This window comes from Streptomyces lonarensis (assembly GCF_012033735.1).
Lineage (GTDB): Bacteria > Actinomycetota > Actinomycetes > Streptomycetales > Streptomycetaceae > Streptomyces > Streptomyces lonarensis.
Genome location: NZ_JAAVJD010000039.1, coordinates 1 through 24858 on the forward strand (window position 1 = coordinate 1; position 24858 = coordinate 24858).

Genomic DNA, 24858 nt, shown 5'->3' on the forward strand with positions numbered 1-24858 from the left:
CCGGGGTCTGCGCGACGACGTCGTACAGCCGGGAGAAGGCCAGGTCCAGCGGTTCACCGGTCGCGTGCAGCCACCAGCACCGTCTCGCGCTCCGGCTGCGCCGCGACCGGTCCGGCCCCGGCCGTCGTCACCGGGGCGGCGGGCAGCAGAGCGGCGCGGACGTGGTCGGCGAGCGCCCCGGGCTCCCGCCGCAGCGCCGCCGGGGTCTGCGCGACGACGTCGTACAGCCGGGAGAAGGCCAGGTCCAGCGGTTCACCGGTCGCGTGCAGCAGCCCCTCGTTGTAGAGCAGGAGCGTTTCACCAGGCGCGAGTTCCAGTTCGACGCTCGGCGCCTCCCAGCAGGAGAGCATCGCCAGCGGCGCCGACAGCGTCGTCTCCGCGAACTCCACCCGGTCCCGGCCGACCACCAGCGGAGGCGGATGGCCGGCCGAGGCCAGCACCACACGGCGGGTCGCCGGCTCCGCGTAGCCGTACAGGGCGGTGGCGCAGCGGGCGGACTCCGTCACCCGGAGCAGCAGCTCCAGATCCGACAGGACTGCGACCGGGTCCTCACCCTCCATCACCGCGTAGGCCCGGAGCCCCGCGAGCAGCCGCCCCATCGCCGCGGTCGTCGCCGGACCGCTGCCGTTGACCGTGCCGACCGCCAGTCCCAGCGCGTCGTCCGGCAGCCGCAGCACGTCGAAGAAGACGCCCCCGCCGCCGGCCGCCCCGCCGTGGCGCACCGCGAGGGTCGCCCCGGGCACCACCGGCAACCGCCGCCCCAGCAAACCCTGGTGCAGCTCGCGGGCGTCGTGCCGGGCGCGGTCGAGTTCGATGCGGTTGGCGATGTGCTGCCCCGCCTGACGCAGGTACAGGCCCAGCAGGTGACGGCGGCGTTCGTCCGGGGCGGCCGGCTCGTCGTAGAACCACACCGCCGCCCCCAGCCGGTCACCGTCGGCGTCCGCCAGCGGCTGCGCGTAGCTGGCGGCACAGCCCAGCCGCGCCGCGACCTCCCGGTGCCGGGGGTGGAGTTCTGCGTCCGCCGCGATGTCGTCGCAGGCGATCTCCCCCGGGCAGGCGTCGGCCACGGCGTCCAACAGCCGTGAGTGCGAGGCGGATTCACGCGGAACCGTCTCCAAGTCACCGAGGTCGGCGGAGTCCAGCCCGAGGCCGACGAGGCGGTCGTGGCCCCCGCTGTCGGACGGACGCAGCGCGATGAGACCGCGACGGGCGCCCGCCAGGGACGCACCGGCGCGCAGCGTCTCGTGCAGCGCCTCCTCCACCGTGCGGGTGCGCGGCAGCCGCTCGCTCAGGTCGTGCAGGGTCGTCAGGTCGGAGATCCAGGACGCCATCCGGTCCTGCACGGCACCGGCGGCACTGGTGGCGCCGGCGACGCCTCGGAGGCCCCGTGCGGTGGTCGCCGCGCGCCCCGGGGTGGAGGCGGTCAGGGTGAGCGGGGGATGAAATCCGGTCACGTTCGGCAGGGATGAGCTACTCATCAGCATCGACTTCCGCCGTGTCTTGTCCTCGCAAGGGCACCGCAAACCCCCAGGTCGTGCAGGCCACGGTGGGAACGTTCCACATGTACACGCACGAATGGAGCGATGTCCAGCATTGTCCGATTGGCCTCGATGATGGCCAGCTCCGGAGCGGCGGCACCTGCGACAGGCCGCATCCGCACCATAAATGGCAGAAAAGCCCCTCACGTGCTGGGCGGGGACCACTCCCCGCCCGGCGGGGCCCGCCACACCCGTCACCCCCGCGCGCCGCAGGTGGCGGCAGCAACGGGCGCGTCGCGGACGGTCGGCCACCCTCGCACGGCGCCGGCCCGGCGCGCGACGACGGAGGCCGCCCCGCGGGTCGGGAAGACCCGGCCCCCGTGGGGGCCGCCGACCCCTGCCCTGTCCGGAACATCCCGTACGCGCCCCCGATGTCACCCGTCGCACGACTCGCCGGAAGCGTCGCCTCCCCCGCGCCCATCACGGCGCACGACGGGCCGACGCGGCGGCGGAGCCGTGTGCACGGACACCCCTCGGATTGCGATAGCGTCCCGAGGCACGACGCCCCGGCCGGGCCCGCCATCACGGCCGGTGGCGCGGTGCCGCGCGCCGACCACGCGCTGCCCGCGCCGGCCCGCCCCCACCGGGTGGTTCGCCGGTGCCTTCCGGGCGCCGGCCGGTACCGTCGGAATCATGAACCGCGGGCGGGAGCACCAGCGCGGGAACGGCCGGGACCGGACCCGCGGAAGCGGACGGCGACGAAACGCCACCGTCCGCCAGGTGTCCGCCAGGCCCGGCGCCCCGCAAGCTGGGAACCGTGTCGCCGTTGATGGTGATGACCGAGTTCGGTGTTCCACGTGATGGTGTCCGCCCAGCCCTGCGCCGGTCCGGCAGGGTGCGAGGGAAAGGAACGAACGCTGATGCGTGAGATCCGCGGAAAGCAGCACAGAGGAGAGCAGCACCGCGCCCGCCGTACGCCACGCGCCGCCGCGCTGGACTACGCGCGTCGAGGCTGGCCCGTCCTGCCCGGCGTCGGCACCGGCCTCGACGGCCGCTGCCTGTGCGGGGAGTCCGACTGCCCGGCGCCGGTGGTCCATCCCGGGACCCCGGAGCTGCTGGCGGCCACCGCCGACCCCTCCATGATCCAGTGGTGGTGGGAGGCGCGGCCGGCGGCGCCCGTCCTGCTCGCGACCGGCGGCGCGGCGCCCTGCGCGCTGAGCCTGCCGCTCGCCACGGGCCGCCGCGCCCTGACCACGCTCGACCGCCTGGGGCCGCGCACCGGCCCCGTACTCGCCACCCCCGACCGGTTGACGCTGCTGGTCGCGCCCTACACCCTCGCCGAGCTGGGCGAGACACTGTGCGACCTCCTCGACGAGCAGGTCGCGGACGCACCGGCCGCCGAGGGCGGCACCCCGGGGCGGCTGCCCGCCTCGCTCCGGTTCCACGGCCCCGGCGGCTACGTGACGCTCCCGCCGTCCTGGACCGGCGCCGGCCGGGCCTGCTGGCTCCGCGCACCGGGCCCGGCACACCGACCGCACCGGCTGCCGGCCGCGGAACAGGTGCTCCGGGCCCTGGTGGCCGCGGAACGTCTGGCCCCGGGCGGGCGGAGCAGCGGCCGCCAGGCCTGACCTCCGTCACCCCCGACCGGCCTCCGGGCCCACCCCCGCGCACCTCGGCCGGGGTGGGCCCGGAGCCGAGAGGCGGGCGGGGCTGCCCGAGTACAGCGCGGTCCGCGGTGCCCACCCGCAGCGGCGGATTGCGCCGACATCACCCGAACGGATGAAACCGGTTCGCCGACTTTCTCACCCCTGCGGGTCAGATGCGGCTCACGAGGGCGCAGACATCCGCTACGCCCCGAAATGAACGGCAGGGTCCCGGTATCGTCGGCTGGTCTACCGAGAGCGACCAGCAACCGCAGGACGGTGGCCCCCGTGCACGAGTCGACGTCCCGTTCCTCCGAACTCCGCACCACCGCGGTCGCCAGCGCCGTCGCGCTGGCCCTGGCCCTGCCGCTCGCCTTCGCCAAGAGCACTACCCAGCACGTCGACTCCCCCGCCGCCCCGCCTCCGGCAGCCGCCGGGACGGAGAGCGGGGCCACGGGCGAGGACAAGGACGGGAGCCCGGCCCAGCCCGGAAGCGGGAGCGAACCCGCGCCGGGCCACGGCGACCGACACGGCGCGCCAGGCGGGGCGCCGGACGGCCCGGACGGGGCCGACGGGGCCGACGGGGCCGACGGGCCGGAACACCCCGGGGGCGCCTCCCGCGCCGCGGACACCGACTGCGGCCCGGCCATCAGCGCGCCGGAGGGAGTCGAGGCGCGCACCTGCCTCGTCACCGAGGGAGCCGACACCTGGGCGCGCGTCTACTACCGCAACGGCTCCGGGGAGCCGCTGCGGGGCGAACTGACCGTCCACGACCCGGCGGGCGGCACCGTCGAGGTGCGGTGCGACGTCCCGGCAACCGAAGCGCGAGGGGTGTGCGAGACGCCACGCGTGCCGACGGTCGACGACTCGACAGCCTCCTTCTACTCCGCCACCGCCGAACTGACCGGCCCCGGCGCGGACGGGGCGCTGCTCCGGGCCGCCTCACCACGCTCCTGACCCGTCGCGCTGACGGGCCGGCACACCGCATCCTCGCTGACACCGTGTCGGGAGCCCCGCCGCAGGACGTTCGGCGTCGCGGGACGCCGGTTCGCCGGTTCGCCGGTTCGCCGGTTCGGCCAACGGGGTTCGGGCCACGGGATACTCGGGCCACGGGATGTTCGGGCAGCGGGGCGGCCGGGCGCGGAGAGCTGACGGGTGAACAGCTGGCCACGGCGCGGTCGCGGCGCGTCCGCGCGGCCGGCTGCCCGGAGACGGGCGCCACGGGCCCGAACGAGCCCGAGTAGGACAAGTGACCAGGTCAGACGCCCCAGCAGCCTCGACGCCCACCGAAGTGTTCCCGGACGCAGAAGAACCCGGTCGCTGGAGACGGGGGATGCACCAGCGACCGGGCTCACTCAGACCGTAACAACTCCTGTGAGTTTCGCAAATCCCACGGCGCCGGAAAGGGGCCTCTCACCCCGTGTACCTGGTCGGTTGTGACCGGAATCACGCCACAGGGCGGCCGATTCCGCCCCTGTGGACAACGCAATGAAAATGCAAATGCCTTTAGTTCAGGGTGACCTGACGGCTCGTGAGGCCGCTGCGCGCGCTGCGCTCAGCGGCGGTGAGCGGCTCGGTCGCGGCGAGCGCCTCGGCCAGCCGCTCCGCGAACTCCGCCGCGGGCTTCTCGCAGTCGGCCGCTGTCATGGACGACGGGAGGTCCCACACCGGGACCGTCAGACCGTGGGCGCGGAACGACCCCACCAGACGGGTCCCCTCGCCCAGGTCGGACCGCCCGACCGCGTGCAGCCGGGCGAGGGCGTCGATCAGCTGCTCCTCGGGGTGCGGCATCACCCAGCGCAGGTGGTTCTTCTCCGGCACCTCGCACCAGTAGGCGCTGTCCACGCCGTCGAGCCGGACGGTCGGGATGACGGCCTCGTTCGCCCGCTCCAGCGACGCCGCCACCTGCGGCGACGACTCGTCCGCTGCCTCCACCCAGAACTCGAAACCGCTGTGCACGACCGGCTCGAAGGCCGCCTCGCCGTCCAGCACGTCCTGGAGCCGCGGCCCGTCGGGGCCCGGACGTCCGGCGGCGACCGGGTTGCCCGGCTCGGCCTCCAGCGCCCGCAGCAGCACGTCGGCGAGGTCGCGGCTGAGGTCACCGGTGGCGGTGTCGTTCTGCAGCGCCACCAGGACACTGCCGTCCTGCCGGCGCAGGGCAGGCCAGGCGAGCGGCAGCACGGTGGCCAGCGTCACCGACGGGACCCCGTCGGGGAGCCCGTCGCGGAGCGAGAGCTCCACCGTCGCGGCCGGGACCAGCTCGCGCAGCGCGACCCAGTCACCCTCCCCGGGCAGGCCCTCGAACGGGCGGCGGACCAGCTCGGTCGTCGCCTGGGAGGCGGCGCGCCCGTGGCACGCCTTGTAGCGGCGCTGCGAACCGCACGGACAGGGCTCACGGGCGCCGACGACGGGCACCTCCCCGTCGATGAGCTGGGGCTTGGTGGCCTTGGTCTGGGGGCGGCGCTTCTTGGCCATGCGAGTGCGGCTCTCCTGCTCGGGGGCGGTGACGGCCGGTTCCGGCGCGTCGGACGGTATGGGGACTGTAATTCCTCGGCCCGCACGGCGGCGGGCGCGGGCACCGGACACCCGGCTCCCCGGGCCGGGACGGGCCGCCGACGGCGGCCCGGGCGGCGCGGATCGCGGCCGCCGCTGCGAAGCGGCGCACGGGCGGGCAGCGCGGAGGCCCTGCCACCCCCGCACGCCGTCGTTGGGCAATGGCGCGCCGGGCAGCTCGGGGCCCGCACCTCGGACCGTCCGGGGCCGCACGCCGATCACGGCAGCCGTGCCGCACGAACGGCCTGGGGGCCGTGCGGACCGCGACCGCGCCGCGTGCCGCGCGACACCGCCGCGCCACGGCCGTCCCGTGACCGACGCGCGCACGCGTGCGGCCGCCGGCGCGCCGACGCACGCCGACGGCCGACACCGGCTCAGGCCGGCTGTTCGCCCGCCAGCACCGCCCATACCGTCACCGGACCGGGGAATGCCTCGGCGCGGACGCCCCAGTCCCGGGCCAGCGAGCGGATGATCGTGAGTCCCCGACCGCCGCGAGCCGTCACGGACGGCGTCGCGGGGGCCGGCAGCGTGGGACCGCCGCCGTCGGTGACGGAGATGGTCACGTCACCCCGGTCGTTCTGCTCCCAGCTCGCGTGGACCTCTTCGTGGGCCAGCGCCCGTGCATGGCGGCACGAGTTGCTGAGAAGTTCCGACAGCACCAGCGCCGCATCGTCTATCACCGACTCCGCGGCCCCACCGTCCCGTAGGTCCCGGCAGAGTCGCCGTCTTGCCGCACCGACCCCGGACGGTCCATGGGGAACCGACATGGTCGATGTTGTCGTCGCCTGCTGAGTAGCCACCAACGTCACCCCCGAGACCTCCTTTGCCTGACGCCAAAGGTTCGATGCCCGGTAGCCTCCGGCCGGAAACCGTCGCTCAGTGATGCGTTGATGAGTTCGCAATGAACGAATACGAGGCGAACGCATTGCGACACAAGCGGTAAATCATACCGAGTATTTGCTCACGCAAGTCTGCGAAGTTGATCACGGACCGTGCGGGGCCGATTCGTGATCACCGCGTCTACCCCGAGACGGGCACACAACTCCACATCCGAGGGATCGTCCACCGTCCAGACGTGCACGGGATGACCGGCCCGCTGCGCCCGGGCGACGTAGCCCGGGTCCCTGCGAAGCACGCGGATGCTGGGCCCGGCGACGTCCGCACCGGCCGGCAGGCTCCCGTCGCGGTGGCGCGGCAGCAGGAACCGCATGAGCTGGACCGTGCCCAGAGCAGGCTCGGCGGCGCGCACCCGCTGGAGCGACCGGGCAGAGAAGCTCATCACCCGGACCGGTCCCGGTACCGGATGGGCCGCGAGCACCTCCAGCAGCCTGCGCTCCACCCGCCCCGCCCACCGGGTCGGATGCTTGGTCTCGATGGCCAAGCCGACCGGGCGCTCAGTTTCGGCCACCAGCGTCAGCAGCCGCTCCAGCGTCAACACCCGCGTGCGCTCCGGTTCCAGCGCGTCCACCTCACCGCGGTCCGGCCGCTCGTGGTCGCCCGCCGACGCCTTCCAGGAGCCGAAGTCGAGCTCGTCGAGGTCCGCCAGTTCCAGGGAGGAGACCGCGCCCCGGCCGTTGGAGGTGCGGTTGACGCGTCGATCGTGCACACACACCAGATGACCGTCGGCCGTCATCCGCACGTCGCACTCCAGCGCGTCGGCGCCGTCCGCGATGGCCTGCCGGTAGGCGGTGAGGGTGTGTTCGGGCGCGTCCTCGGACGCCCCGCGGTGAGCGATCACAGCGATGTCGGCGGTCATCCGCGTATCGTCGCACCGCCCCCGCCCCCCGTGCCGGGGGCGGTCCCCCACTGCCGGGCCCGCGGCGCGACCCGCCCGCCGCACCCGACACCCGCCAGGAGCGCGTCCTGCAGCAATCCGCGCCGTCCGCACGCCCCGTCCGTCGCGTAGCGGTGCCCCTGCCGGGTACGCGCCCCGGGCAGGAACGCTCCGGCCCCGCCGGGCCGGCCGGCAGCGGACCACCCCGACGGGGGTGACCCGAGCCGCGCGGGACTTACCTCCGGCTGACACACGGTGGGCAAGACTGTGCGGGACAAGCCTGGACCGGGGCGTCTGTCCCCACCCTGTCGTGCACCTGAGGAGAAAGCTGTGACCAGCGAAAACATGAGCGCAGGCACACCGGGCCCCAACGACCCGACCCACCGGACGCCGCCGCCGCCCGCCACGCCGCCGCAGAGCGACGTGCCGCCGCGTCCCGCCGCGGCTCCGGGCGCGCCTCCCCCGGCCGCGCCGCCCTCCTCACCCCCTCAGGCAGCCCCCGCCACCGGGCCGGGTGGACCGGCCACCGAGCACGGCGGGCCGGCGGCGCCCACCCCGCCGCCGGCTCCCGGCGCGGCCGCCGACAACCCGACTCCCCCCGGGGCGGGGAACCAGCACACCGGGGCGCACGTACCGGCCGACGAGGGCATCGGGTCGGCGGGCACCGCCTCCGGCGGCACTCCGCCCCCGCCTCCGCACGGGCCCACCGACGGCCCCTGGGCGACGTTCGCCCCACCGCCGCGACGCCGTCGCCGCGGCGGGCTCGTCGCGGCCGTCGCCCTGGCCACGCTGATCGCCGGCGGTATCGGCGGCGGAGCCGGTTACCTCCTCGCGGACAACGCGGGCAACGACCGCGCCACCTCCACCGTCAACAGCTCCAACGGCAGCGGAGTCCAGGAGCGCAGCCCCGAGTCGGTCGCGGGCATCGCCGAGGCCGCCCTGCCCAGCGTGGTGACCATCCAGGCGGAAGGCGACCGGGAGGGCGGCACCGGCACCGGCTTCGTCTACGACGAGGAAGGCCACATCCTCACCAACAACCACGTCGTCGAGTCCGCCTCGCAGGGCGGCCGACTGACCGTCACCTTCTCCGACGGCGAGAGCTACGAGGCGGAGCTCGTCGGCGGCGCCCAGGGGTACGACATCGCCGTGCTCCGCCTGGTCGACCCCGGGGACCGCGACCTCCAGCCGCTGCCCGTGGGCAACTCCGACGATGTCGTCGTCGGAGACACCACCGTGGCGATCGGGGCACCGTACGGACTCTCGGGCACCGTGACCACCGGCATCGTCAGCGCCAAGAACCGGCCCGTCGCCTCCAGCGACGGCATGGGCGGCCGGTCCTCCTACATGAGCGCCCTCCAGACGGACGCCTCGATCAACCCGGGGAACTCGGGCGGCCCGCTGCTCGACGCCGAGGGAGCCGTCATCGGCGTGAACTCGGCGATCCAGTCGAACTCCAGCGCCCCGGGCCAGCAGGCTGGCTCGGTCGGCCTCGGGTTCGCGATCCCGGTCAATCAGGCCGTGCGCGTGGCCAAGGACCTCATCGAGTCCGGCGAACCGGTCTACGCCGTCATCGGCGTCTCGGTGGGGATGACCGAGACCAGCTCCGGCGGCGCCCAGATCAGCACCGAGGGCGACGGGCAGAACGACGCGGTGACACCCGGCGGCCCCGCCGACGAGGCAGGGCTGCGCCCCGGTGACTCGATCGTGAAGTTCGGTGACCGCGTCATCGACAGCGGACCCACCCTCATCAGCGAGATCTGGACCTACGAGCCGGGCGACACCGTTGAGTTGACCTACGTCCGGGACGGGAACGAGCAGACCACCGAGATCACCCTCGACTCCCGGGTCGGCGACCAGGAATGACCCGGAGGCGGGCACCGGGGCCTCACGAGAGCGGCTACGCTGTCGGGGTGCCGCCGTCTCCCGGCGGCACGGGGAGGCTTGCCCGAGCGGCCTAAGGGAACGGTCTTGAAAACCGTCGTGGCGGCAACGTCACCGTGGGTTCAAATCCCACAGCCTCCGCAGAGGCAGTAAAACAGCAGGTCAGGGCGGCCCCCGCACGCGGGGGCCGCCCTTTCCGTTCACACTGCGCGACAACGTGTCCCGCTCTGTTCCACCATCGACCAGGCTGTGTGGCCAGCTCGTGGCCAGACGGTCAGGCGCTGCCGGCGTCGAGGTGAGCGTCGATGAGGGCGTTCGCCTGGTGCTGCTGACCGCGGAGGACCTTCGCGTAGAACCTCCACAGCACAGCCGGGCTGTGGCCAGCGCGCCGTGCGACCTCCACCGGGTCGACTCCCGCCTTGATCCAGCCCGAGACGCCAGCGTGCCGGAGCGAGTACGGCACCTCTGCCAGCGGCGACGCTGCGTCCTGCTGCGCCAGACCCCGGCCCCGGGCGCGCTTCCAGATCTCGGTGTACTCGGTCGACCGGACACGTCCGCCATTGGCCGCGCGGAAGAGCCGGCCGTCGTCCGCGGTACCGAACCGGTCCAGATGCTGACGCAGCAGGGCGACCAGAGCGGGCGGGATGGGCACGGGCCGCGTCGTCTTCCGGGCCCGACGCTTCAGCGTCCGGGCTTCGTAGGAGGCGCCGTCGTCGGTCCAGCCCGATCCGACCTCCGGCCGGCTGCCCCGCAGCAGCAGTTCCCCCCAGCCGGACTCCGGCAGCTGACAGTTGTCCCTCCGGAGGTCCGCGGCCTCCGACGGCCGCATGGCCGCGTAGAAAAGGCAGCCGAAGAACGCTTCGAGGTGACGCCCTCAATGCCCGTCTTCCGCTGTACCCCGGAGCAGAGCTCGCGCCTGCTGCGGTGAGGGCACGTACTGGAAGTCGACCTCGTCGTCGGTCGGCGGCGGGTTCCAGTCGATGCGGTCCAGCGGGTTGCCGACGAGTGCGCCCCGCTCCACGGCGAACCGCAGGGCATTGCTGAAGACGGCTCGCTTCCGCCGGAACGTGTTCTCGGCTGCGGGCTGCTTGTCGAGCCGGAGCGACAGGGCGGTCAGTGCTCGCCGCGTCTTCGCAGCGTCGGCCAGATCGGCGACCTTGAGCGAGTGCTTGGCGGCCCACTCCAGCGCCGCGGCCTCGGCGGCCGGCGGTGCGTCCACTCGCCAGCGGTTCACCAGCTCTCCCGCGTCGTCCCGCCGGCACTGGTAGGCCCACTGCTGCAAGGCACGCCGGAGAACATCGGGAGCAGGGCCGCCGCGCTTGCCCTGCTGGGTGAGCGCCCCGGTGACGACAGCGAGCGATTCCGCGATGCTCGCCCGCTGCTTCCCAGCCGCCGCCGGCCACTTCATCACCGCGTAGTCGCAGCTGTGCGTGTACCAAGTGGGCGAGTTCTTCTCCCGCAGCTCATCAGCCGGAAGTCCGGTCGTCTCGTCGAACTGCTGCCCCTCACGGAGCGCGGCCATGAGCTGGGACCGGCGGCCGTCCGCCTGGGTCTTGGTCCGGAACGGCTGCTGGTGGCGTTCCTCGCCGACACGCCAGCGCAGTTGGAAGGGCGCCGACTTGCTCTCACGCGAGCGGATGCCCCAGATGCGTACGTCGTAGGTGAGCCCCACGTCTTCTCCTCATGGGAAAGGGGCCCGCCGTTGTCGGCGGGCCCCTTGGTCGTGCGGTGAGCGGGTCAGGCGGCTTCTTCGCAGCCGTTCAGCCAGTCGTCGAGGTCGGTCCGGCGGCAGCGAAGCTGTCCGTTGGGGAGCTTGATGAGCTTGGGAGCGTTGCCCCGGGCTCGCATCCGGTAGAAGGCTGCGCGGGAGATCCCGATCTCGGTGAGGACGTCGGAGAGCTTGAGCATCGCGACGGGTGCCACTGGTGACCTTCTCTCTAAGGGGTGTGGGTGCCGCTACATCCGCTACATCCGCTACGCCGCAGTTCAGAGGCCTGTTTGGTGTAGCGGATGGGCGGGATGTAGCGGATAGGAACCGCTACGGCGCGCTGCTAGCCGGTGTGGGTGGCGAGGTGGGGTGTTGCGGTTCCGCGTGCGATGTAGCGGATGCCGGGCGGCTCTTCCGCTACGTCTGCACCGGGTGTGACCTGCGGTGTAGCGGATGTAGCGGATGTAGCGGGCCCAGGGAGGGGGGCGGGGCAGTAGCGGTTCCAGGCGTCGGTGAGGTCTTCGGCGTAGTAGCCCTTGGGGACGCCGCCGGCGGTGCGGATGGAGCGGGGTTTGATGGGCTTGTTGGCTCCGGTGACGTACTCCCCGAGGAGCTTGGACAGGCCGCGCGGGGTGAGCGGTCGACCGTTGCCGTCCATGTCGGCCCAGGGGGCGTCCTCCATGGCGGTGAGGCATTCGAGGACGGCTGCGGTGGGCATGCGGTCGGCGCCGCGGAAGACGTGGTCGCGCAGGTCGGTGAGGAGCTGCACTCCGACGCTTGCCTTGTCGCCTTCGCGGGCGGCGTTGACCAGCTCGATGCATGCCTGGCGGGCGCGGTCGGGCCAGTCGCCGCCTGCTGCGTCGGCAACGGCGAGGAGGGGTTCCCAGACGTCGGCGGGGCGGTCGGTGACGCCGTCGGGCATGGTGGGCCAGGCTTCGGCGACCTGGTCGCGGACCTGGTCAGCCCAGCGGGCGAGTTGGTCACGCAGGGCGTTGCCCTGCTTTTCGTGGACGCGGACGCGGTAGGGCTCGACCTTCTCGTTGGGGGCGCGCTTACGCATCCGGATGATGACCGAGCGGGTCAGGATGGTGTCGGGAAGTCCTCCGAGCCCGGCCATGGCCAGTGCGCAGAAGGTCTGGAACTCTGCGGCTTCCTGGTTGGAGCCTTCGCCGACGCAGCGCAGGACGCTGACGCCGCGGCGGTGGCCGGCGTTGATGAAGCCGCGCAGGGGTTCGTTGTCGCCTGCCTTGGGGCCGAAGATGGTGTCGACCTCGTCGAACAGGACGGTGGGGAGGTTGTCGGTGTTGCCGACGGCCCGGTACATGGCGTTCGCGGTGGCGTGCGCGGCGACCAGGCGGTTGGGGACCAGCGTTTCCACGATCTCCAGCGCCCGTGACTTCCCCGACCCCGGCTCGGGAGACAGGAACGCGATCCGCGGGGTGGAGTCGAAGCAGTCGATGAGGTGCGCGTGGGCGTCCCAGAGGGCGACCGCGACGTAGGCGGCTTCCTGCGGGAAGACGTTGAACCGGCGGTGGAAGCGTTCGACCTGGTTCAGGAGGGTGGCGCCGTCGATCGGCTCGGTGGTGGTCATGAGGTGGTCCCCTCGGGACGGGCGGCGGGGCAGGTGGCCGGGTGGTCGGTGTCCGAGCTGCTGAGCTGGTGGACGTGGTCGCGGAGGTCGATGGGGAGGCGGCTGCCGATGGAGGTCCTGTCGTCCTCTCCTGCCGTGGCGACGAGTTCGACGCACGCCTGGCGGGCGCGGTCGGGCCAGTCGCCGCCTGCTGCGTCGGCGACGGCAAGAAGGGGTTCCCAGACGTCGGCGGGGCGGTCAGTGACGCCGTCGGGCATGACGGGCCAGCTCCCCCGGACGGTGTCGGCGACGGAGAGGGCCCAGTCGGCCAGGCGGTCGCGGAGCTTGTTGCCCTCGGCTTCGTGGATGCGCTGGCAGTAGGGGGAGACCTGCTCGTCGGGTGTGCGGCGGCGCATCTTGATGACGACCGCGCGGGTCATGAGTGTGTCGGGCAGCCCTCCGAGCCCGGCGACGGCTACGGCGCAGTAGGACGGGAAGGCGACCACGCGCTGGGTGTCACCGGCAGCCACGCGCCGGTAGGTGACGCCGGAGCGGCGGTGGCCGGCGTTGAGGAAGCCGCGCAGTTCCTCGTTGTCCCCGGCGGTCTTGGGGCCGAAGACGGTGTCGATCTCGTCGAAGAGGATCGTGGGCCGGCCTTCCAGCCCGGAGACGGCGCGGAAGAGCGCGGCCGGGGAGGCGTTGACGGCGACCATCGGCGATGGCGTGAGGGCCTCCACGATCTCCAGAGCCCGCGACTTCCCTGACGCCGGTTCCGGGGAGAGGAACGCCAACCGCGGGGTGGAGTCGAAGCAGTCGATGAGGTGCGCGTGGGCGTCCCACAGCGCGACCGCGACGTAGGCTGCCTCCTGCGGGAAGACGTTGAACCGGCGGTGGAAGGCTTCTACCTCGTTCAGGAGGGTGGCGCCGTCGATCGGGTCAGTGGTCATGAGGTGGTCCCCTCAGGATGGGTGGGGCAGATGGCCGGGTGGTCGGTGTGCAAGCTGATGAGCTGGTGGACGTGGTCGGTGCCGTGGGCGGTGAGGTGCCACCCGCAGACGCACCAGGCTTCGGCGGTGGCGGGGCCGGTGCGCGGGGTGCGGATGGTGAGCCACCGGCCGGGCTGCCCCGGGTTGGTGGGGCGCGGGTCGGGGATCTGATCGGGCGCCCTTCGGGCGGCGACCTCTCGGGCGCCAACGGCCACCAGGGGCCGGGCCGAACGGGCGAGCCCGGGCCGGTGACGGGTGGGGGTTGGGCTCTTAACGGGGGGCGGCGTGGTCATCCGTTCACCACCGCGGCGACGGGGTTGTTGGCGATCGACCAGTTCAGCGCGCTGGTGACCGTCGCTCTCGTCTCGCTGGGGGTGAGGCCGGCGTGCTGCCCCGCCCCGTTAAGAGCCCCCTCAACCTCCGACCTGGTGAGCTGCCCGGCGGCGACGAACCGCCCCAGCGCCCGGGCCGCCCGCGTCAGCGCCGCATTCCGCGCCCCTTCCGGGGCGGTGGCCACGGCATCGGTCTCGCTCCGGAATGCCGCCGCGACGTACGCCGGGGCCCGCCCCGGCACCGGAGCCGATGCGACCGTGCGGCGGACCGGCAGTGCGAGCAGGGCGAGGAGCCAGTTGGGGAGCGGTGCGACCGGCGCTGCGTCGACCAGCTCGTACCGTCCGGCGGGGAGGGTGGTGCCGGGGGCGAGGACGTAGCCGCCCCACGCTCGGGTGTCGACCAGCGGCCCCAACCGGCCCTGGGTGTTGTGGAGCCTGCTGCCGGGCGGGGCGGTGAAGTACAGGTGCCTGCCCCCGCCCGCGGTCCGCACGGCGCGGGTGGTCGGGACGGGCTGACCGGCGCGCTCGCAGAGCGCCTTGAAGGTCGCCGCGCCGCATGGCGCGTCCCTCTTGTCTGGGGTCTTGGGCTTGTCGAGGTCGACCACGACCAGCCCGGCCGGGCCGGTCGCCAACCCGATGCCGTAGGGCACGGTCGCCCAGGCGCGGCCGATCAGCTCGGGGTCGGTGGTGGCTCGCTGCTCCGGCGTGCGGTGCCCGGCGGCGCAACGGCCGGTGCGAGGGCAGGTGCCGGCGGGGTGACCGGTGGGCCGCTTGCTCCCCGGCCGCAGGGGGAAGACGGGCCAACCGCGGTTGGCGCACTCCAGTGCCGCCGCCAGCAGCGGCGGGCACGGCGAAGGTGTCATGCTGGAACCTCCAGTTCCATTCAGGTGGTCTGGTGAGAGCGGCCCCGGTTCTTGGCGGAATGGGGGGCCGCTCTCGTGTGTCAGCTGGTGCAGGCGTCGTGGTGGTCGCTCGTGTCAGCGCTTCGTGGTGGGGTACCAGCCGCCACGCTTCGGGTCGTAGACCTGGTCGCCGTCTTTGGGTGGGGCGTCCGAGGGCTTCGGCCGGATGTCGAGGGGGCGCTTCGGGGTGATCGGCATAATGGCTGCTCCGTCTCTCAGGGATGGGTGGTCCGGGGCGGCTGTGCTGGCAGGCGGTGCCGCCCCGGGCCGGGGGTCAGCGTGGGTACCGGGTCTCCGTCTCGGGGGGCCGCAGGCGGGCAGTGCACGCGGTAGATGGGTCGGTAGACGCGGTAGATGGGGCGGGTAGATCCGCAGGTCAGGCGGCGGTAGATGCCTGAGTAGATGGATCTGGGGCCGCCACAGGGGAGGGGCTGGGCGGCAGCTCTGCGAGCCGTACGCCGGGCCGTTTCCGGCCCCCGACTGAGATCTGTCGGTGGACGGTGATTCCGCGGGCTTCGAGCCGGGTGCGGAGGGCGGTCACGTCGTGGTCGACGAGGGCGTCCCGAGCGTGGGCGTCGGCGAGGAGGTCAGCGAGGTGCACGGCGGGGCGGTCGTCGGCTACCCGGCGGATCCACGCGAGGAGGGCCGCGTGACGCTCTTCCGGGGACGGCTCGGCAGCCTCCTCCTCGGGGGTGTCGTCGACCTCGTCGGCGGGGGCCTCTTCTGCTGTCGCGGAAGTGGGCTCCTCCTCGGCTGCCGGCGGTACTGCTGGTTTGCCCGCGCGGACCGCCGCGTAGAGCCATGCGCCGGTTGCGACCCACAGCAGTCCGGTGAACTGGTCGATGACCGCTACTCCGGTCCATCCGGCGGCGAGGAGGGTGGTGAGGCGCCCGACGGCGCCCCACCGGAGCCCGAGACGGCCCTTCTTGCCGGGGCTTGCGGCGACCCACCCGGTCAGCGCGGTTTCCGCGCGGGCCCCGACGAGGCGGGACCCGACCCAGATCCGGTCGGCAGCGGCCTGCCGGCGGGTCACCGTCGCTCCCCTCTCGCGCGGTCGAATCCCCAGCGCAGCGCGATCCCGATCCCGGCCGCCGCGGCCATGACGGCGATGACGGCGGCGACGTAGGCGCCGAGGAGGGCGAGGAGGATCGCGAGGGTGCCGAGGACGGTCCAGGTCAGCCGCATCAGGAGCCGCCGTTGAACGCACTGAGGACCATGTCGCCGACGGTGTTCGCTGCGGTGTAGAGGGTGCTGTCCAGCAGCCCGGCGCCGCCCGCGGTCAGAGCCATTGCGGCCCCGGCGACGAAACCGAACAGGATCTGCCAGGTGGTGCCCTTGTTCGCGGCCTTGGCCACGAACGCGCCGATGGCGAAGGCCACGACGACGACAATCGCGCCGCCCGGGGTGAGGCCGGCATTCGCGGCGGCGGCGACCGCCCCGTCCGCGCCGCCTGTGGCACTGCCGGCGGCGAACCCGCCGACGGTGTTCACTCCGGCGCCGGCGGCGCCTCCGAGCCAGCCGAGCAGACCACCTGCGCAGGCGATGGCGAGTGCCCCGAGGGCGAGTCCACCGGCGAAGGGCGCGATGCCCTTGGGGTCCTTGCCCTTGCGGAGCCAGATGGTGAGCCAGACACCGACGATGGCGAGGGAGACGGCGAGGCCGCCGATGGTGAGGGTGGACGAGGTCACAGCGGGACTCCTGTCAGGGCCTGGATGATGTGCCACCAGTGGAGGGCTCCGGCGAGGCCGATGAACGCGGTGGCGGCGAGGGTGCGGGCGATGACGAGCGGCAGCAGCTTGTGGGTGCCCCAGTTCGCTCCGGCGGCGACGAGGATGCCGAACCCGGCGAGGCCGTAGCCGATGCCGATGCCACCGTCGGTGCGGCCGTAGTGGACGACGTCGGCCCACAGGGTGCCGAGCGAGCTGTTGCCGGTGATGGGAGCGACAGCGAGGCCGCAGCCGATGGCCGTGACCCAGGGGCGGCACCGCGCGAGGAGGCGCCAGGCGCGGGCCCGGAAACTGGGGCGGGCCTCTACCGGGACGAGGGCGTCTCGGATCTGCTGGAGAGTGAGGCTGTCCTCGGGAGCGAGCCGGAGGGTGATCTCGGGAGCCACGGGCGGCGGCGGGCGGTGGGCGCCGGGGGTCTCGGGGCTGGTCTCGCGGGGCGCGGGGGACCCTTCGGAGCCGTCGGTCGTCCCACCGTCTTCCTCGGAACGGGGGATCTCGTCGGGCGACTCGCGGCGCCACGGCGGGACGTCGTCCGCGCTTTCCGGGGCGCCGGTGAGAGGCGTCGCGCCGGGCCGGTAGCGAGACCACGACTCGCGAGCGGGCGGGCCAGGCTCGCTGTCCCAGCCGGGCTCGGGGTCCGGTAGGGGCTGCCCGGCCGGGATGATCCGGGTGGGGGAGATGGGCTCCGCCGGGGCGGTCGCGTCCCCTCCCTCGGGGGTGTGATGGGTGGTGGCCATACGAGCGTTCTCCTTCAGGCCGCAACGCGGCCACTCGGCCCGGGCGGCCGGACTCCTGTCCGGCCGTCCGGGGGCGGTTACGCGGCGACCGTTTCGCGGAGTTCGGTGTACCGGTTCGAGACCCAGCCGACCGACCAGCCGCAGAGTTCCGCGGCCTGCCGCACGGACAGGTCGGCGTCGAACGCGGCGCGGACGGTGTCGTGCGCGGTGCGCTCGGGCTGCTTCTGCGTGGCGGGGCCGGCGGACAGCAGCTCGGCTTTGCGGCAGGCGGCCTCCTCGGCTGCGGTGCGGGCAGCGTGCTCGCGGCGTTCGCGTTCCTCGCGCTGGCGCTGCTGCTGGGCGCGTTCACGCTCCCGCCGCGCATCGGCTTCCGCGCGGGCTCGCCGGTCGGCTTCCGCCTGCTGGCGTTCACGGTCCCGGGCCTGCTGTTCACGGGAGGCGCGTTCGTGTTCAAGCCGGAGCCGTTCGCGTTCAGCCTCAGCCGCCGCCTGTTCACGGGCCAGGGCAGCGGTGTGCTCGCGCTCCTCCCGAGCGACCTTCGCCGCATACTCCCGGGCCTCCCGCTCCCGGCGCTCTTCCCGCTCTTGGGCGGCTTCGCGGTCGGCACGCGCGACGCGTTCACGCTCGCACCGCTGCTGTTCACGGGCTTCCCGATCGGCCCTCTGCTGGGCTTCCCGAGCCGTGACCGCGGCACTGAGCGCGCGACGGTAGGACAGGGAGGCTTCGGAGGAGACGATCAGCAGCAGCGGGGCGACAGCGTGGACGGCGACGCCCACCCAATCGCTCTTCAACCAGCTCCCGGCCGTGTTCAGCCCGAGAGTCATGAGACCCGTCATCCAGCGAAGAAGGACAGGCCAGCCGCCCGCGTGACCGCCGACACGAGCCAGCGCCGCGTCCAGGCGGACGACGATGACCACCGCCGCGTCAACGACGATGGGCAGGATCGGTGCCGTCCACTGCCACCCTTCGGGGGTGACCTGCCGGACCAGCGGCGTGACGGTCAGGACGGAGAAAATGACGGCTCCGGCGACGATGAGCCACGTCCCGACGCTCAGCACCCGGTCGGCCTGACGGAGAGTCTGCTCATCCATCCCGACCACCCGCCCCGCGTGCGTCGTGAACACCGGCGGCGGTGCCGTGAACGGCGGCGGCCTCAGCCTGAACAGCCGCGAACAGCCCGTGAACGGGCACCTTCAGCACCCGCCACCGCGACCCGGTGGGACTGTCGACTCCGGGACTCCAATCGCCCCAGCAGTCCTTAGGCGCTGGGTCGTCGGGGTCGCTCTCCGCCTGCTTGAACGCGGCGTGCTCGGTGGCGTGAACGCCGTGAACACGGCCGTCGCGCAGCACGATGAACACCTCCACCGGCCGGGACGCAGCGAGATGAACGGCCCGGGCGAGCCGGTTCAGCTCAGTGCTGAACCGGTCGGCGGTGGCCTCAGCCTCGCGGGCGCGCTGATCGGCGCCGACCACAACGAGAGCAGCGAGCGCGAGGAGCTGCCGGTACTCAGCCCGAGCCCTGCCGACCGCTTCCTCCGCTGCGGACGTGCGGTGGGTGGCCGCCTGGACCTCCCGGGTGGCCTGGTTGACGTTCTCGCGCAGGTGGCGGTAGGCGGTGGCCGCTCGGGTTTCGGCGTCCTCCCGCTGCAACCGCAGGTTGTGCAGGGTCCTGGTGGTGGTGATGCGGATCATCGGCCGGTCCCTTCGTCGTAGCCGATACGGGCCAGGGCCGCGTGTGCGTGGTGAAGCCCGTCGGCCAGGCGGCCGGCTGTGGCCGCGGCCTCCCGGGCCTCGATGCCGAACGCCGCCGCGTCGACCCGCAGCTGGTCGACGTCGCCGGAGTCGTGCCGCAACCGGCCCGAGGTATGCAGCGCGTCGACCAGCGCCGCGCACTGGCCCAGCGCCTGTGGCAACCGGCCGGCCACCGCGGCGAGCGCGCCGATGACGGCGTAGACGTCGCCGGGCATCTCCCAGTCGGCCGCGTCGCTGGGGCGGATGGTGAGGTGGTTGAGCGAACGGATCGCCTCGGCGGCGGCGCGGGCCGCGCCGGCAGCCGTCGTGGGGGTGCGATCGGTCATGCGGCCACCGCCGTCTTCGCGGCGAGGCGGCGGGCGGTGGGGGCCAGCGGTCGCAGACGCCGCACCGCGCCCGGGGCCCGCATCGCGAGACGGAAGAGCTGGTCGAACAGCTCGGGGTCCTCAGCCATGATGTCGCGGGCCGCGTCCAGCCGGGCGGCGCGCTCCTCGCAGCTCTCGCCCTCGACACCCAGGAACAGCTCGGGGTCGATGCCGAGCGACAGCTCGATCATGTCGTGGAGGGTCCGCACCTCGTGCGGACCGACGTACTCTCGCATCAAGCCCTCCAAGGGCTGAACAGGGCAGGGCGACGGCATCCCCGCCAAGGGATGAGCCGTCGCCCTGCTTGCTTGTATAGGTGGTCGGTGGTCGTCGTGCTGGTCAGCGCCGACGGTTGTTGCCGGTCTTTCGGACGTCGCTCAGCGGCGCTTGGGGTCGCCCCAGCACCTCGGGCACGACTTGTCGGCGTTCAACTGCGCGCAGCAGATGTTGCAGACCTCCACGGCCGCGAACACGGCACGTACGATGAAGCGCTTCACAGGGAGTCCTTTCACTGGTTCCTGTGGAGGGCGCCGCCGGAGCTGCAACTCCGGCGCCGCCGCTGTCGTTTGACCGGTCGGTTCGAGCGGCCACGACCACCCGACAGGCACCGCCCCCGCACGTGTGCGGGGCCAGCTCCTGCCGGGCATCGAGTGCGCTCGGCACCGGGCACCCACCCGCCGCACCACGGCGGCCGGCAGCGACCCATCGACGCATCGGGCATCAGGCACGGCACCGGTCCAGCACCACACCCGGCACGGGTCTTCGTCGCACGTCACACCCCCAATCAGTCACGCGACCCCAACGGCCGCAGAGCAAAGAACAAGCACTGCAAGAGGGACTCAAGGTCCCCACCCTCCGGCCGTCGAAAGAGGTCACCGGGCCACCTCACCAGCCAGCACCGAAGCGCTGACCAGCACGTTTAGCGGGATTGCAACGTCCCCGCCCTCAGCATCCGAGCAGCCCAAAGAAGGCCCCTCGTGTCTCACCCCGGGTCACCCGGGCTCAACACGAAGGACCGTACCACTATTCGCGAAAGGCAGCTAGGTTGCCGTTCTGTCCGTAGCGCTTACCGTGTAAAGCAGCAAGGTTCTGCGAGCGCACGACAGGTAGGAGGCAGCAGTGGGCGCCAGTGAGTGGGTGCACGAGTCGGCGCCGTACGTTCGGCCCCGCGGGGAGGGCAAGCGCGATGCGTGGGGCGAGGAGGCCGCGGCGGCGGGGAGGTCTGGCGGACAACGCGTCCTCAGCGCCGGCGAGACGAGCCCACCAGCTTGGGTCGCAGGCGCTCTAGGGCTGGACCACGACGAGCGAGTTGTCGCCCGCCGCCGGATGATCTACCTGGACGGGGCCCCGATCGAGCTGACCGACAGCTACTTCCCCGTGCGGGTTGCCGGGGGCACCCGTCTTACGGGGACCGCCAAGATTCCAGGCGGCGTAGTCACGCTGCTGGCGGAGCTGGGGTACGAACCCTCTCTCGTCCAGGAGGACATCACGGCTCGCTTGTCGACCCCGGAAGAACAAGAGCTTCTGCTCCTAGGACCGCACGACCCGGTTCTGTGCCTCGCCCGGACCACCAACGACGAGGCCGGCGAGCCGTTCCAGTTCGACTTCTCCGTGTTCCCCGCCACCTCGCAGCGCTTGCGCTACCGACTGAAGGTTGGTTGAGATGCCTGCCAACGACAGCCCCGACGTGCGACCGCTGCATCAGCGGATCGCTGCCGACCTACGCGACGAGATCATGTCCGGCGAACTGGAGCCTGGCGCGAGCCTGCCTTCGACAGCCCGGCTTAAGGAGCGCTTCCAGGCGTCCAACGCCACCATCCAGAAGGCCCTTCAACTACTCAAAGCGGAGCAGCTGGCCGTGGGGCGCCCTGGAGCGGCGGTCACCGTGCGGGAGCACCGGCAGCAGACCATGCGCCCCGCCGACTTCGGCCAGCCGGCGGAAGCTGCCAAGCCGTACCGCTGGCTCACGGAAGCGGCGAAGCGCGGTCGGAAGGGCAGCATCAAGCTGCTAGCTGTCGGCGAGGTCAGCCCCCCGCGAGAGATCGCGAAGCTTCTGGACCTCCCCGACGGCGAGACGGCCGTGATGCGCCACCAACTGCTGTCGCTCGATGGTGAGCCGGCAGAGCTCGTGACGTCCTACTACCCGAGCGATCTCGCCCGCGGGACGGCTCTCGCCGAGGAGCGCAAGATTCGAGGAGGTACGCCGACCCTCCTTGCGGAACTGGGCTACCCCCCGAAGGAGACCGTGGACCGCGTATCTGCCCGCGTACCGACTCAGGAACAGTGGGAAGCGCTCCAGCTCCCGAGCGAGCTGCCGGTCATACGGACACTCCGAGTCGTTTATAGCCACAATGAGCGACCGATTGAGGCCACCGTTATGGCCAAGGCCGGCCATTTGTACGAGCTACAGTATGAATTTGACTGAGGGGAGCCCCTGGCTGCTGGATCGCTGACAATGTGGCCTTGTGGCTGAATTGATCAGGACCTCGGAGCCGTCCTGGATAGCCGGTCCACCGCGCGGAGCCCGCATCAGCAGCTCGGTAAGCCGGTCACCACGCTACACAGAAACGGCGCGACCCGGTTCGCGAGGGCTGACCGGGTAGCCCCCTTGACGACCGGATACTCCTGATAGACCGTTGACGGTACACCTTTTCGACCGCTCGCCCTCTATCGCTCAAGCTCCAAGTCGCAAAACTTCAAGACCGACGTCACCAGCATGAGCGCCATAACCGCATTGACCCGCTTGTACTGGACGCGCGAAACACCGTGAGCACTTGGGTGCCGACCAAAAGAACCCGGAATCGGGTCGCCATTCTTAGGCCAGTATTCAGTGTGAGCGTACCAGACCGGAGCAAACGTGAAAGCGACCCGAATACTGTAGTCATCCAGATTGAACTTGACGCCCTTCTTTTTGAATTCATTCTTCGTCAGCTTAACCCGACTAGCACTGTCGAAGTGATTTCTCATCAGAGTGTCGAGCAGATTGGCGGCGAGGGCCTGCGCTGGATTCGCGTGACCATCTCTAAGCGCATCCACGCAGCTGCGCGCGAACTCGCACGGCTCAGCCAAGCCGGGATGGTCAATGCTCGTAAGTACAGCTTCGCAGTCGCTGACGATCCCCTTCCAGCGCCTACCGATGATGCGGCGCCGGGCCGCAGCATCCGGAGCCCCGATAAGCGCCTCAACAACCTTGGGCCCTGGCACCCACATAAGAGGAATGCCTTCATCAATGAGAAGTTTCTCAAAGACCTCGATCGAGGGCGTGGCAGCGTGAAGATTCTCAGGATAGATTCTTTTGCGGATCTCAGCAAATGACTCGAACGCCTCTATCCACTGCTGCCTAAAGTGAAGCGCTAGCGGCTCCATAGCCGTCCGGACAAAATCCCGGAATCCAGCCATTTCCGCCATCTGCTTGTGCACCATATCCGCGACGGCGAGGCCGACAGGGGCAATATCGAATACAAATCGAGATAGGTCAATCTCGGGCCTGTAGAGATCAGCTGCCCACTCGGCCAATTCTGCACCCAAGCCGCCGTATACGTACGGCATACTCAGAGCAGGGTGGAGCCCCGAGAGGGAATTTCCCTCTTCACGGATCACTTTCTCGTGCGCGTTGCTCTTCGACTGCTCCTCCTGGGGCTCCGGCTCAACGCTGTCATCGTCGTTCATGGCGCTATGATCCCACCGCTCCGCAAGTCGCTGTTATGGATTGCTCCCGTTTGTACCGCCGCCGCGAAGAGTCCTCCTCCAAGCGGCGCCCGGCTGATCCTCGCGCTCGCCTGGATGGTGCTCGGTACAGCACCGTGGCCACCCTGTGGCCCGAGACCCCAAAGAAGAGAAGACAGCGAGACCAAACCCACAGGTCAGGGGGACACAGGCACGTTGGACTGCGCGGTCTTGAAAACCGTCGTGGCGGCAACGTCACCGTGGGTTCAAATCCCACAGCCTCCGCAGAGGTGAGCACAGCACCAGCCCGGAAGGGGCGTCCGCCAGCAGGCGCGGCGCCCCTTCCGCGCGTCAGGGGACGCTCATGTTTCACGTGGAACACATGCCCCATGAGCCCCTCCGCCCCCTCGGCGCTCCACCCTGCGCCGCGCATAGCCGCACCTCGTCGTCCACACACGCCGGATACTGGCCCCATGCCGCTGCCATACGCCTACCGGGTGAGCACGCACGACAGGTCCTCGGGAGTCGCCGCTCCTGCGAGAAGGCCGTGAAGCAAGCCCGTGCGCTCGACGTTTTCCCCGAGCCCATACCGTCCTTGCCGTACGAGATGGAGACCACCGACGCCGAGGACCGGCACCTCGGCGACCACGCGTTCTGGGACCACCTGAGCCGAGCGGTCCGGGCGGGCTTCGCGGGCCTCCTGGCGGAGAGCCACGTCGCCGGCGCCGGGCGATGGCGCCTCCTCACACCTGGCACCGTGGACGCGATGCGCGCTCGGACCGCGCCACACGCCCGGTCGGCGGTGTCGCCTCACCTGTACCCCGACCACGACGCCGTGATCGCCCCTCTGCCGGCCGAGGGTCTCCTCAACCTGCACGCCGACAAGCGCTCCGCTCCTCTGTTCACCGCAGTCGTGCCCGAAGACGTCGGCGCACTACAGGCCCGTTGGCGGGCCGAAGCGACGGAGAGCGACTGCGGCCCGGGCTTCCTGAGGATCTTTCAGCTCGACGATCTCGTCACCGGCACGGTGACCCGCATCGCCGACTTCGGCGTCTCCTACGTCGACATCGGTGGCTTGAGGCCATGATCAACATGCCTGAGCTGGCGCGCGCACGGGTCGGTCATCCCTCCGATGTCCTCTCCGTCGACCGGCGGGTCCGCGCCCGCGTCGTCAACATCTGCTCGGACCGCGGGCGGGTGTCACTGTCCCTCAGAGACGTGACGGGGCCCGACACGTCCGCCGCCTCGCCGCCGAGCGCATGAGCACGAGGACGGTGGCGAGGGAGCCGCCCCACCTCACCCGGTGTGCCCGGGTCGGGAGAGGAGGTTCGCCACGATCAGCGCGGTGTTACCGCGAGGTGGCGACGGGCAGAAACCCAGACTTCGTCGAACTCTTCGGAGGTGAGTTGTTCGGGATCGTGGCCTTCCCATTCCGAGACCGGCGGCTCGGCCGTGGTCCCGAACCTGCTGTCGTACCCAGCGAGGCGGCCTGCGTCGCGGGCGCGCTGCCACTCGGCGAGCGAGGCAGCCACGACCGGCGTCAGCTCAGGCTCTTCGAGCTCGACCTGCCTGGTCACCCAGCCTTCGGCATCGACCTCGAAGTAGAACCAGACATCGTCCTCGTCCCAGTAGCAGCGCATCCATGGCGTCACCGGGCCATGATCGCCGGGCGGGATATCTCCGCCCAGCGCGGGGGCGGCCTGGTCCCAGGAGCGTCCTCGGTCCGGGTGCTCATGACTCGAGCAGCAGCCACGATCTCGGTGCCGAACACGGTGGGGCGCGTC

The 24858-nt window shown here is 71.7% G+C and carries 27 protein-coding genes, 2 tRNA genes and 1 pseudogene; 9 read left to right on the forward strand and 21 right to left on the reverse strand.

From position 1 onward, the window contains the following. Positions 1 to 53: 53 nt before the first annotated feature. Positions 54 to 1478 (reverse strand): PP2C family protein-serine/threonine phosphatase, encoded by a 1425-nt coding sequence (locus HCN56_RS07825; RefSeq protein WP_167968771.1) that lies wholly within the window; start codon positions 1476 to 1478, stop codon positions 54 to 56. A 920-nt stretch (positions 1479 to 2398) separates the two neighbouring features. Here HCN56_RS07825 and HCN56_RS07830 point away from each other — a divergent pair. Beyond that, positions 2399 to 3106, forward strand: coding sequence for a bifunctional DNA primase/polymerase (locus HCN56_RS07830; protein ID WP_167968772.1), 708 nt, complete (start codon positions 2399 to 2401; stop codon positions 3104 to 3106). A 303-nt stretch (positions 3107 to 3409) separates the two neighbouring features. Further along, entirely contained in the window at positions 3410 to 4078 is a 669-nt protein-coding gene (locus tag HCN56_RS07835) for a hypothetical protein (protein WP_167968773.1), read from the forward strand. Between the two features lie 549 nt (positions 4079 to 4627). Here the strand turns inward: HCN56_RS07835 and HCN56_RS07840 are convergent. From HCN56_RS07840 to HCN56_RS07850, 3 genes are all read right to left on the reverse strand, one after another. After that, entirely contained in the window at positions 4628 to 5596 is a 969-nt protein-coding gene (locus tag HCN56_RS07840; RefSeq protein ID WP_167968774.1) for a DUF5926 family protein, read from the reverse strand. 452 nt (positions 5597 to 6048) lie between these two features. Further along, positions 6049 to 6600, reverse strand: a complete 552-nt coding sequence (locus HCN56_RS07845; protein ID WP_167968775.1) for an ATP-binding protein — start codon at positions 6598 to 6600, stop codon at positions 6049 to 6051. Between the two features lie 35 nt (positions 6601 to 6635). Then, a complete protein-coding gene (locus HCN56_RS07850; RefSeq protein WP_167968776.1) occupies positions 6636 to 7430 on the reverse strand; it encodes a glycerophosphodiester phosphodiesterase in 795 nt (264 codons plus the stop codon). A gap of 363 nt (positions 7431 to 7793) precedes the next feature. Here HCN56_RS07850 and HCN56_RS07855 point away from each other — a divergent pair, with 363 nt between their 5' ends. Together HCN56_RS07855 and HCN56_RS07860 are read left to right on the forward strand one after the other, a co-directional pair. Then, positions 7794 to 9311, forward strand: a complete 1518-nt coding sequence (locus tag HCN56_RS07855) for a S1C family serine protease (protein WP_167968799.1) — start codon at positions 7794 to 7796, stop codon at positions 9309 to 9311. 72 nt (positions 9312 to 9383) lie between these two features. Continuing rightward, positions 9384 to 9470 (forward strand) — tRNA-Ser (locus HCN56_RS07860). A 133-nt stretch (positions 9471 to 9603) separates the two neighbouring features. Here HCN56_RS07860 and HCN56_RS27205 read toward each other — a convergent pair. The 15 genes and pseudogenes from HCN56_RS27205 to HCN56_RS07930 form a co-directional block, all read right to left on the reverse strand. Continuing rightward, entirely contained in the window at positions 9604 to 10158 is a 555-nt protein-coding gene (locus tag HCN56_RS27205; RefSeq protein WP_312871119.1) for a site-specific integrase, read from the reverse strand. Between the two features lie 45 nt (positions 10159 to 10203). Beyond that, positions 10204 to 11001: a hypothetical protein gene (locus HCN56_RS27210; protein WP_312871120.1), complete on the reverse strand. Its 798-nt coding sequence runs from the start codon at positions 10999 to 11001 to the stop codon at positions 10204 to 10206. A 65-nt stretch (positions 11002 to 11066) separates the two neighbouring features. After that, the gene (locus tag HCN56_RS07870) at positions 11067 to 11252 is read right to left on the reverse strand and encodes a helix-turn-helix transcriptional regulator (RefSeq protein ID WP_312871121.1); all 186 of its coding nucleotides are present in this window, start codon (positions 11250 to 11252) and stop codon (positions 11067 to 11069) included. A gap of 128 nt (positions 11253 to 11380) precedes the next feature. Continuing rightward, positions 11381 to 12628 (reverse strand): DUF3631 domain-containing protein, encoded by a 1248-nt coding sequence (locus tag HCN56_RS07875; protein ID WP_167968777.1) that lies wholly within the window; start codon positions 12626 to 12628, stop codon positions 11381 to 11383. Between the two features lie 71 nt (positions 12629 to 12699). Next, positions 12700 to 13554 (reverse strand): annotated as a pseudogene (locus tag HCN56_RS07880) (DUF3631 domain-containing protein); the annotation flags it as partial. After that, entirely contained in the window at positions 13551 to 13808 is a 258-nt protein-coding gene (locus HCN56_RS07885) for a hypothetical protein (protein WP_167968779.1), read from the reverse strand. The pseudogene HCN56_RS07880 and the gene HCN56_RS07885, both read right to left, overlap by 4 nt. Before the next feature lie 74 nt (positions 13809 to 13882). Beyond that, on the reverse strand, positions 13883 to 14788 hold the full coding sequence (locus tag HCN56_RS07890) for a bifunctional DNA primase/polymerase (protein ID WP_167968780.1): 906 nt from the start codon (positions 14786 to 14788) through the stop codon (positions 13883 to 13885). A gap of 415 nt (positions 14789 to 15203) precedes the next feature. After that, entirely contained in the window at positions 15204 to 15860 is a 657-nt protein-coding gene (locus HCN56_RS07895; protein WP_167968781.1) for a hypothetical protein, read from the reverse strand. Then, the gene (locus tag HCN56_RS07900) at positions 15857 to 16012 is read right to left on the reverse strand and encodes a hypothetical protein (RefSeq protein ID WP_167968782.1); all 156 of its coding nucleotides are present in this window, start codon (positions 16010 to 16012) and stop codon (positions 15857 to 15859) included. The genes HCN56_RS07895 and HCN56_RS07900 overlap by 4 nt, the downstream gene beginning before the upstream one ends. After that, positions 16012 to 16515: a hypothetical protein gene (locus tag HCN56_RS07905; protein WP_167968783.1), complete on the reverse strand. Its 504-nt coding sequence runs from the start codon at positions 16513 to 16515 to the stop codon at positions 16012 to 16014. Before HCN56_RS07905 ends, HCN56_RS07900 begins: the two co-directional genes overlap by 1 nt. Next, positions 16512 to 17291 carry a hypothetical protein gene (locus tag HCN56_RS07910; RefSeq protein WP_167968784.1) on the reverse strand — a complete coding sequence of 260 codons (780 nt, stop codon included), beginning with the start codon at positions 17289 to 17291 and terminating at the stop codon, positions 16512 to 16514. The genes HCN56_RS07905 and HCN56_RS07910 overlap by 4 nt, the downstream gene beginning before the upstream one ends. A gap of 77 nt (positions 17292 to 17368) precedes the next feature. Further along, positions 17369 to 18382 (reverse strand): DUF2637 domain-containing protein, encoded by a 1014-nt coding sequence (locus HCN56_RS07915; RefSeq protein ID WP_167968785.1) that lies wholly within the window; start codon positions 18380 to 18382, stop codon positions 17369 to 17371. Continuing rightward, entirely contained in the window at positions 18375 to 18983 is a 609-nt protein-coding gene (locus tag HCN56_RS07920; RefSeq protein WP_167968786.1) for a hypothetical protein, read from the reverse strand. The genes HCN56_RS07915 and HCN56_RS07920 overlap by 8 nt, the downstream gene beginning before the upstream one ends. Next, positions 18980 to 19369, reverse strand: a complete 390-nt coding sequence (locus HCN56_RS07925) for a hypothetical protein (protein WP_167968787.1) — start codon at positions 19367 to 19369, stop codon at positions 18980 to 18982. The genes HCN56_RS07920 and HCN56_RS07925 overlap by 4 nt, the downstream gene beginning before the upstream one ends. Continuing rightward, positions 19366 to 19644, reverse strand: coding sequence for a hypothetical protein (locus HCN56_RS07930; RefSeq protein WP_167968788.1), 279 nt, complete (start codon positions 19642 to 19644; stop codon positions 19366 to 19368). The genes HCN56_RS07925 and HCN56_RS07930 overlap by 4 nt, the downstream gene beginning before the upstream one ends. 901 nt (positions 19645 to 20545) lie before the next feature. On the opposite strand from HCN56_RS07930, the gene HCN56_RS07935 reads away from it, so the two are divergent. Both HCN56_RS07935 and HCN56_RS07940 read left to right on the forward strand, forming a co-directional pair. Further along, the gene (locus HCN56_RS07935; RefSeq protein ID WP_312871123.1) at positions 20546 to 21070 is read left to right on the forward strand and encodes a GntR family transcriptional regulator; all 525 of its coding nucleotides are present in this window, start codon (positions 20546 to 20548) and stop codon (positions 21068 to 21070) included. Between the two features lies 1 nt (position 21071). Then, complete coding sequence (locus tag HCN56_RS07940) at positions 21072 to 21833, forward strand: GntR family transcriptional regulator (protein ID WP_167968790.1); 762 nt, start codon at positions 21072 to 21074, stop codon at positions 21831 to 21833. Between the two features lie 242 nt (positions 21834 to 22075). Here the strand turns inward: HCN56_RS07940 and HCN56_RS07945 are convergent, their stop codons facing one another. Further along, complete coding sequence (locus HCN56_RS07945) at positions 22076 to 23077, reverse strand: hypothetical protein (protein WP_167968791.1); 1002 nt, start codon at positions 23075 to 23077, stop codon at positions 22076 to 22078. Positions 23078 to 23275: 198 nt separating this feature from the next. On the opposite strand from HCN56_RS07945, the gene HCN56_RS07950 reads away from it, so the two are divergent. The 3 genes from HCN56_RS07950 (at position 23276) to HCN56_RS07960 (ending at position 24337) form a co-directional block, all read left to right on the forward strand. Next, positions 23276 to 23359, forward strand: a tRNA-Ser gene (locus tag HCN56_RS07950). A 262-nt stretch (positions 23360 to 23621) separates the two neighbouring features. Then, positions 23622 to 24161: a hypothetical protein gene (locus HCN56_RS07955; protein ID WP_167968792.1), complete on the forward strand. Its 540-nt coding sequence runs from the start codon at positions 23622 to 23624 to the stop codon at positions 24159 to 24161. Continuing rightward, positions 24158 to 24337: a S1 RNA-binding domain-containing protein gene (locus HCN56_RS07960; RefSeq protein ID WP_167968793.1), complete on the forward strand. Its 180-nt coding sequence runs from the start codon at positions 24158 to 24160 to the stop codon at positions 24335 to 24337. Before HCN56_RS07955 ends, HCN56_RS07960 begins: the two co-directional genes overlap by 4 nt. A gap of 74 nt (positions 24338 to 24411) precedes the next feature. Here the strand turns inward: HCN56_RS07960 and HCN56_RS07965 are convergent, their stop codons facing one another. After that, complete coding sequence (locus tag HCN56_RS07965) at positions 24412 to 24714, reverse strand: hypothetical protein (RefSeq protein WP_167968801.1); 303 nt, start codon at positions 24712 to 24714, stop codon at positions 24412 to 24414. Positions 24715 to 24858 lie beyond the last annotated feature (144 nt).

Coding starts and splice junctions, on each gene's coding strand:
- HCN56_RS07825 (WP_167968771.1), bottom strand. CDS start 1,478: ATGAGTAGCTCATCCCTGCCGAACGTGACCGGATTTCATCCCCCGCTC.
- HCN56_RS07830 (WP_167968772.1), top strand. CDS start 2,399: ATGCGTGAGATCCGCGGAAAGCAGCACAGAGGAGAGCAGCACCGCGCC.
- HCN56_RS07840 (WP_167968774.1), bottom strand. CDS start 5,596: ATGGCCAAGAAGCGCCGCCCCCAGACCAAGGCCACCAAGCCCCAGCTC.
- HCN56_RS07845 (WP_167968775.1), bottom strand. CDS start 6,600: ATGCGTTCGCCTCGTATTCGTTCATTGCGAACTCATCAACGCATCACT.
- HCN56_RS07850 (WP_167968776.1), bottom strand. CDS start 7,430: ATGACCGCCGACATCGCTGTGATCGCTCACCGCGGGGCGTCCGAGGAC.
- HCN56_RS07855 (WP_167968799.1), top strand. CDS start 7,794: ATGAGCGCAGGCACACCGGGCCCCAACGACCCGACCCACCGGACGCCG.
- HCN56_RS27205 (WP_312871119.1), bottom strand. CDS start 10,158: ATGCGGCCGTCGGAGGCCGCGGACCTCCGGAGGGACAACTGTCAGCTG.
- HCN56_RS07875 (WP_167968777.1), bottom strand. CDS start 12,628: ATGACCACCACCGAGCCGATCGACGGCGCCACCCTCCTGAACCAGGTC.
- HCN56_RS07890 (WP_167968780.1), bottom strand. CDS start 14,788: ATGACACCTTCGCCGTGCCCGCCGCTGCTGGCGGCGGCACTGGAGTGC.
- HCN56_RS07900 (WP_167968782.1), bottom strand. CDS start 16,012: ATGCGGCTGACCTGGACCGTCCTCGGCACCCTCGCGATCCTCCTCGCC.
- HCN56_RS07910 (WP_167968784.1), bottom strand. CDS start 17,291: ATGGCCACCACCCATCACACCCCCGAGGGAGGGGACGCGACCGCCCCG.
- HCN56_RS07915 (WP_167968785.1), bottom strand. CDS start 18,382: ATGGATGAGCAGACTCTCCGTCAGGCCGACCGGGTGCTGAGCGTCGGG.
- HCN56_RS07920 (WP_167968786.1), bottom strand. CDS start 18,983: ATGATCCGCATCACCACCACCAGGACCCTGCACAACCTGCGGTTGCAG.
- HCN56_RS07925 (WP_167968787.1), bottom strand. CDS start 19,369: ATGACCGATCGCACCCCCACGACGGCTGCCGGCGCGGCCCGCGCCGCC.
- HCN56_RS07930 (WP_167968788.1), bottom strand. CDS start 19,644: ATGCGAGAGTACGTCGGTCCGCACGAGGTGCGGACCCTCCACGACATG.
- HCN56_RS07940 (WP_167968790.1), top strand. CDS start 21,072: ATGCCTGCCAACGACAGCCCCGACGTGCGACCGCTGCATCAGCGGATC.
- HCN56_RS07945 (WP_167968791.1), bottom strand. CDS start 23,077: ATGAACGACGATGACAGCGTTGAGCCGGAGCCCCAGGAGGAGCAGTCG.
- HCN56_RS07960 (WP_167968793.1), top strand. CDS start 24,158: ATGATCAACATGCCTGAGCTGGCGCGCGCACGGGTCGGTCATCCCTCC.
- HCN56_RS07965 (WP_167968801.1), bottom strand. CDS start 24,714: ATGCGCTGCTACTGGGACGAGGACGATGTCTGGTTCTACTTCGAGGTC.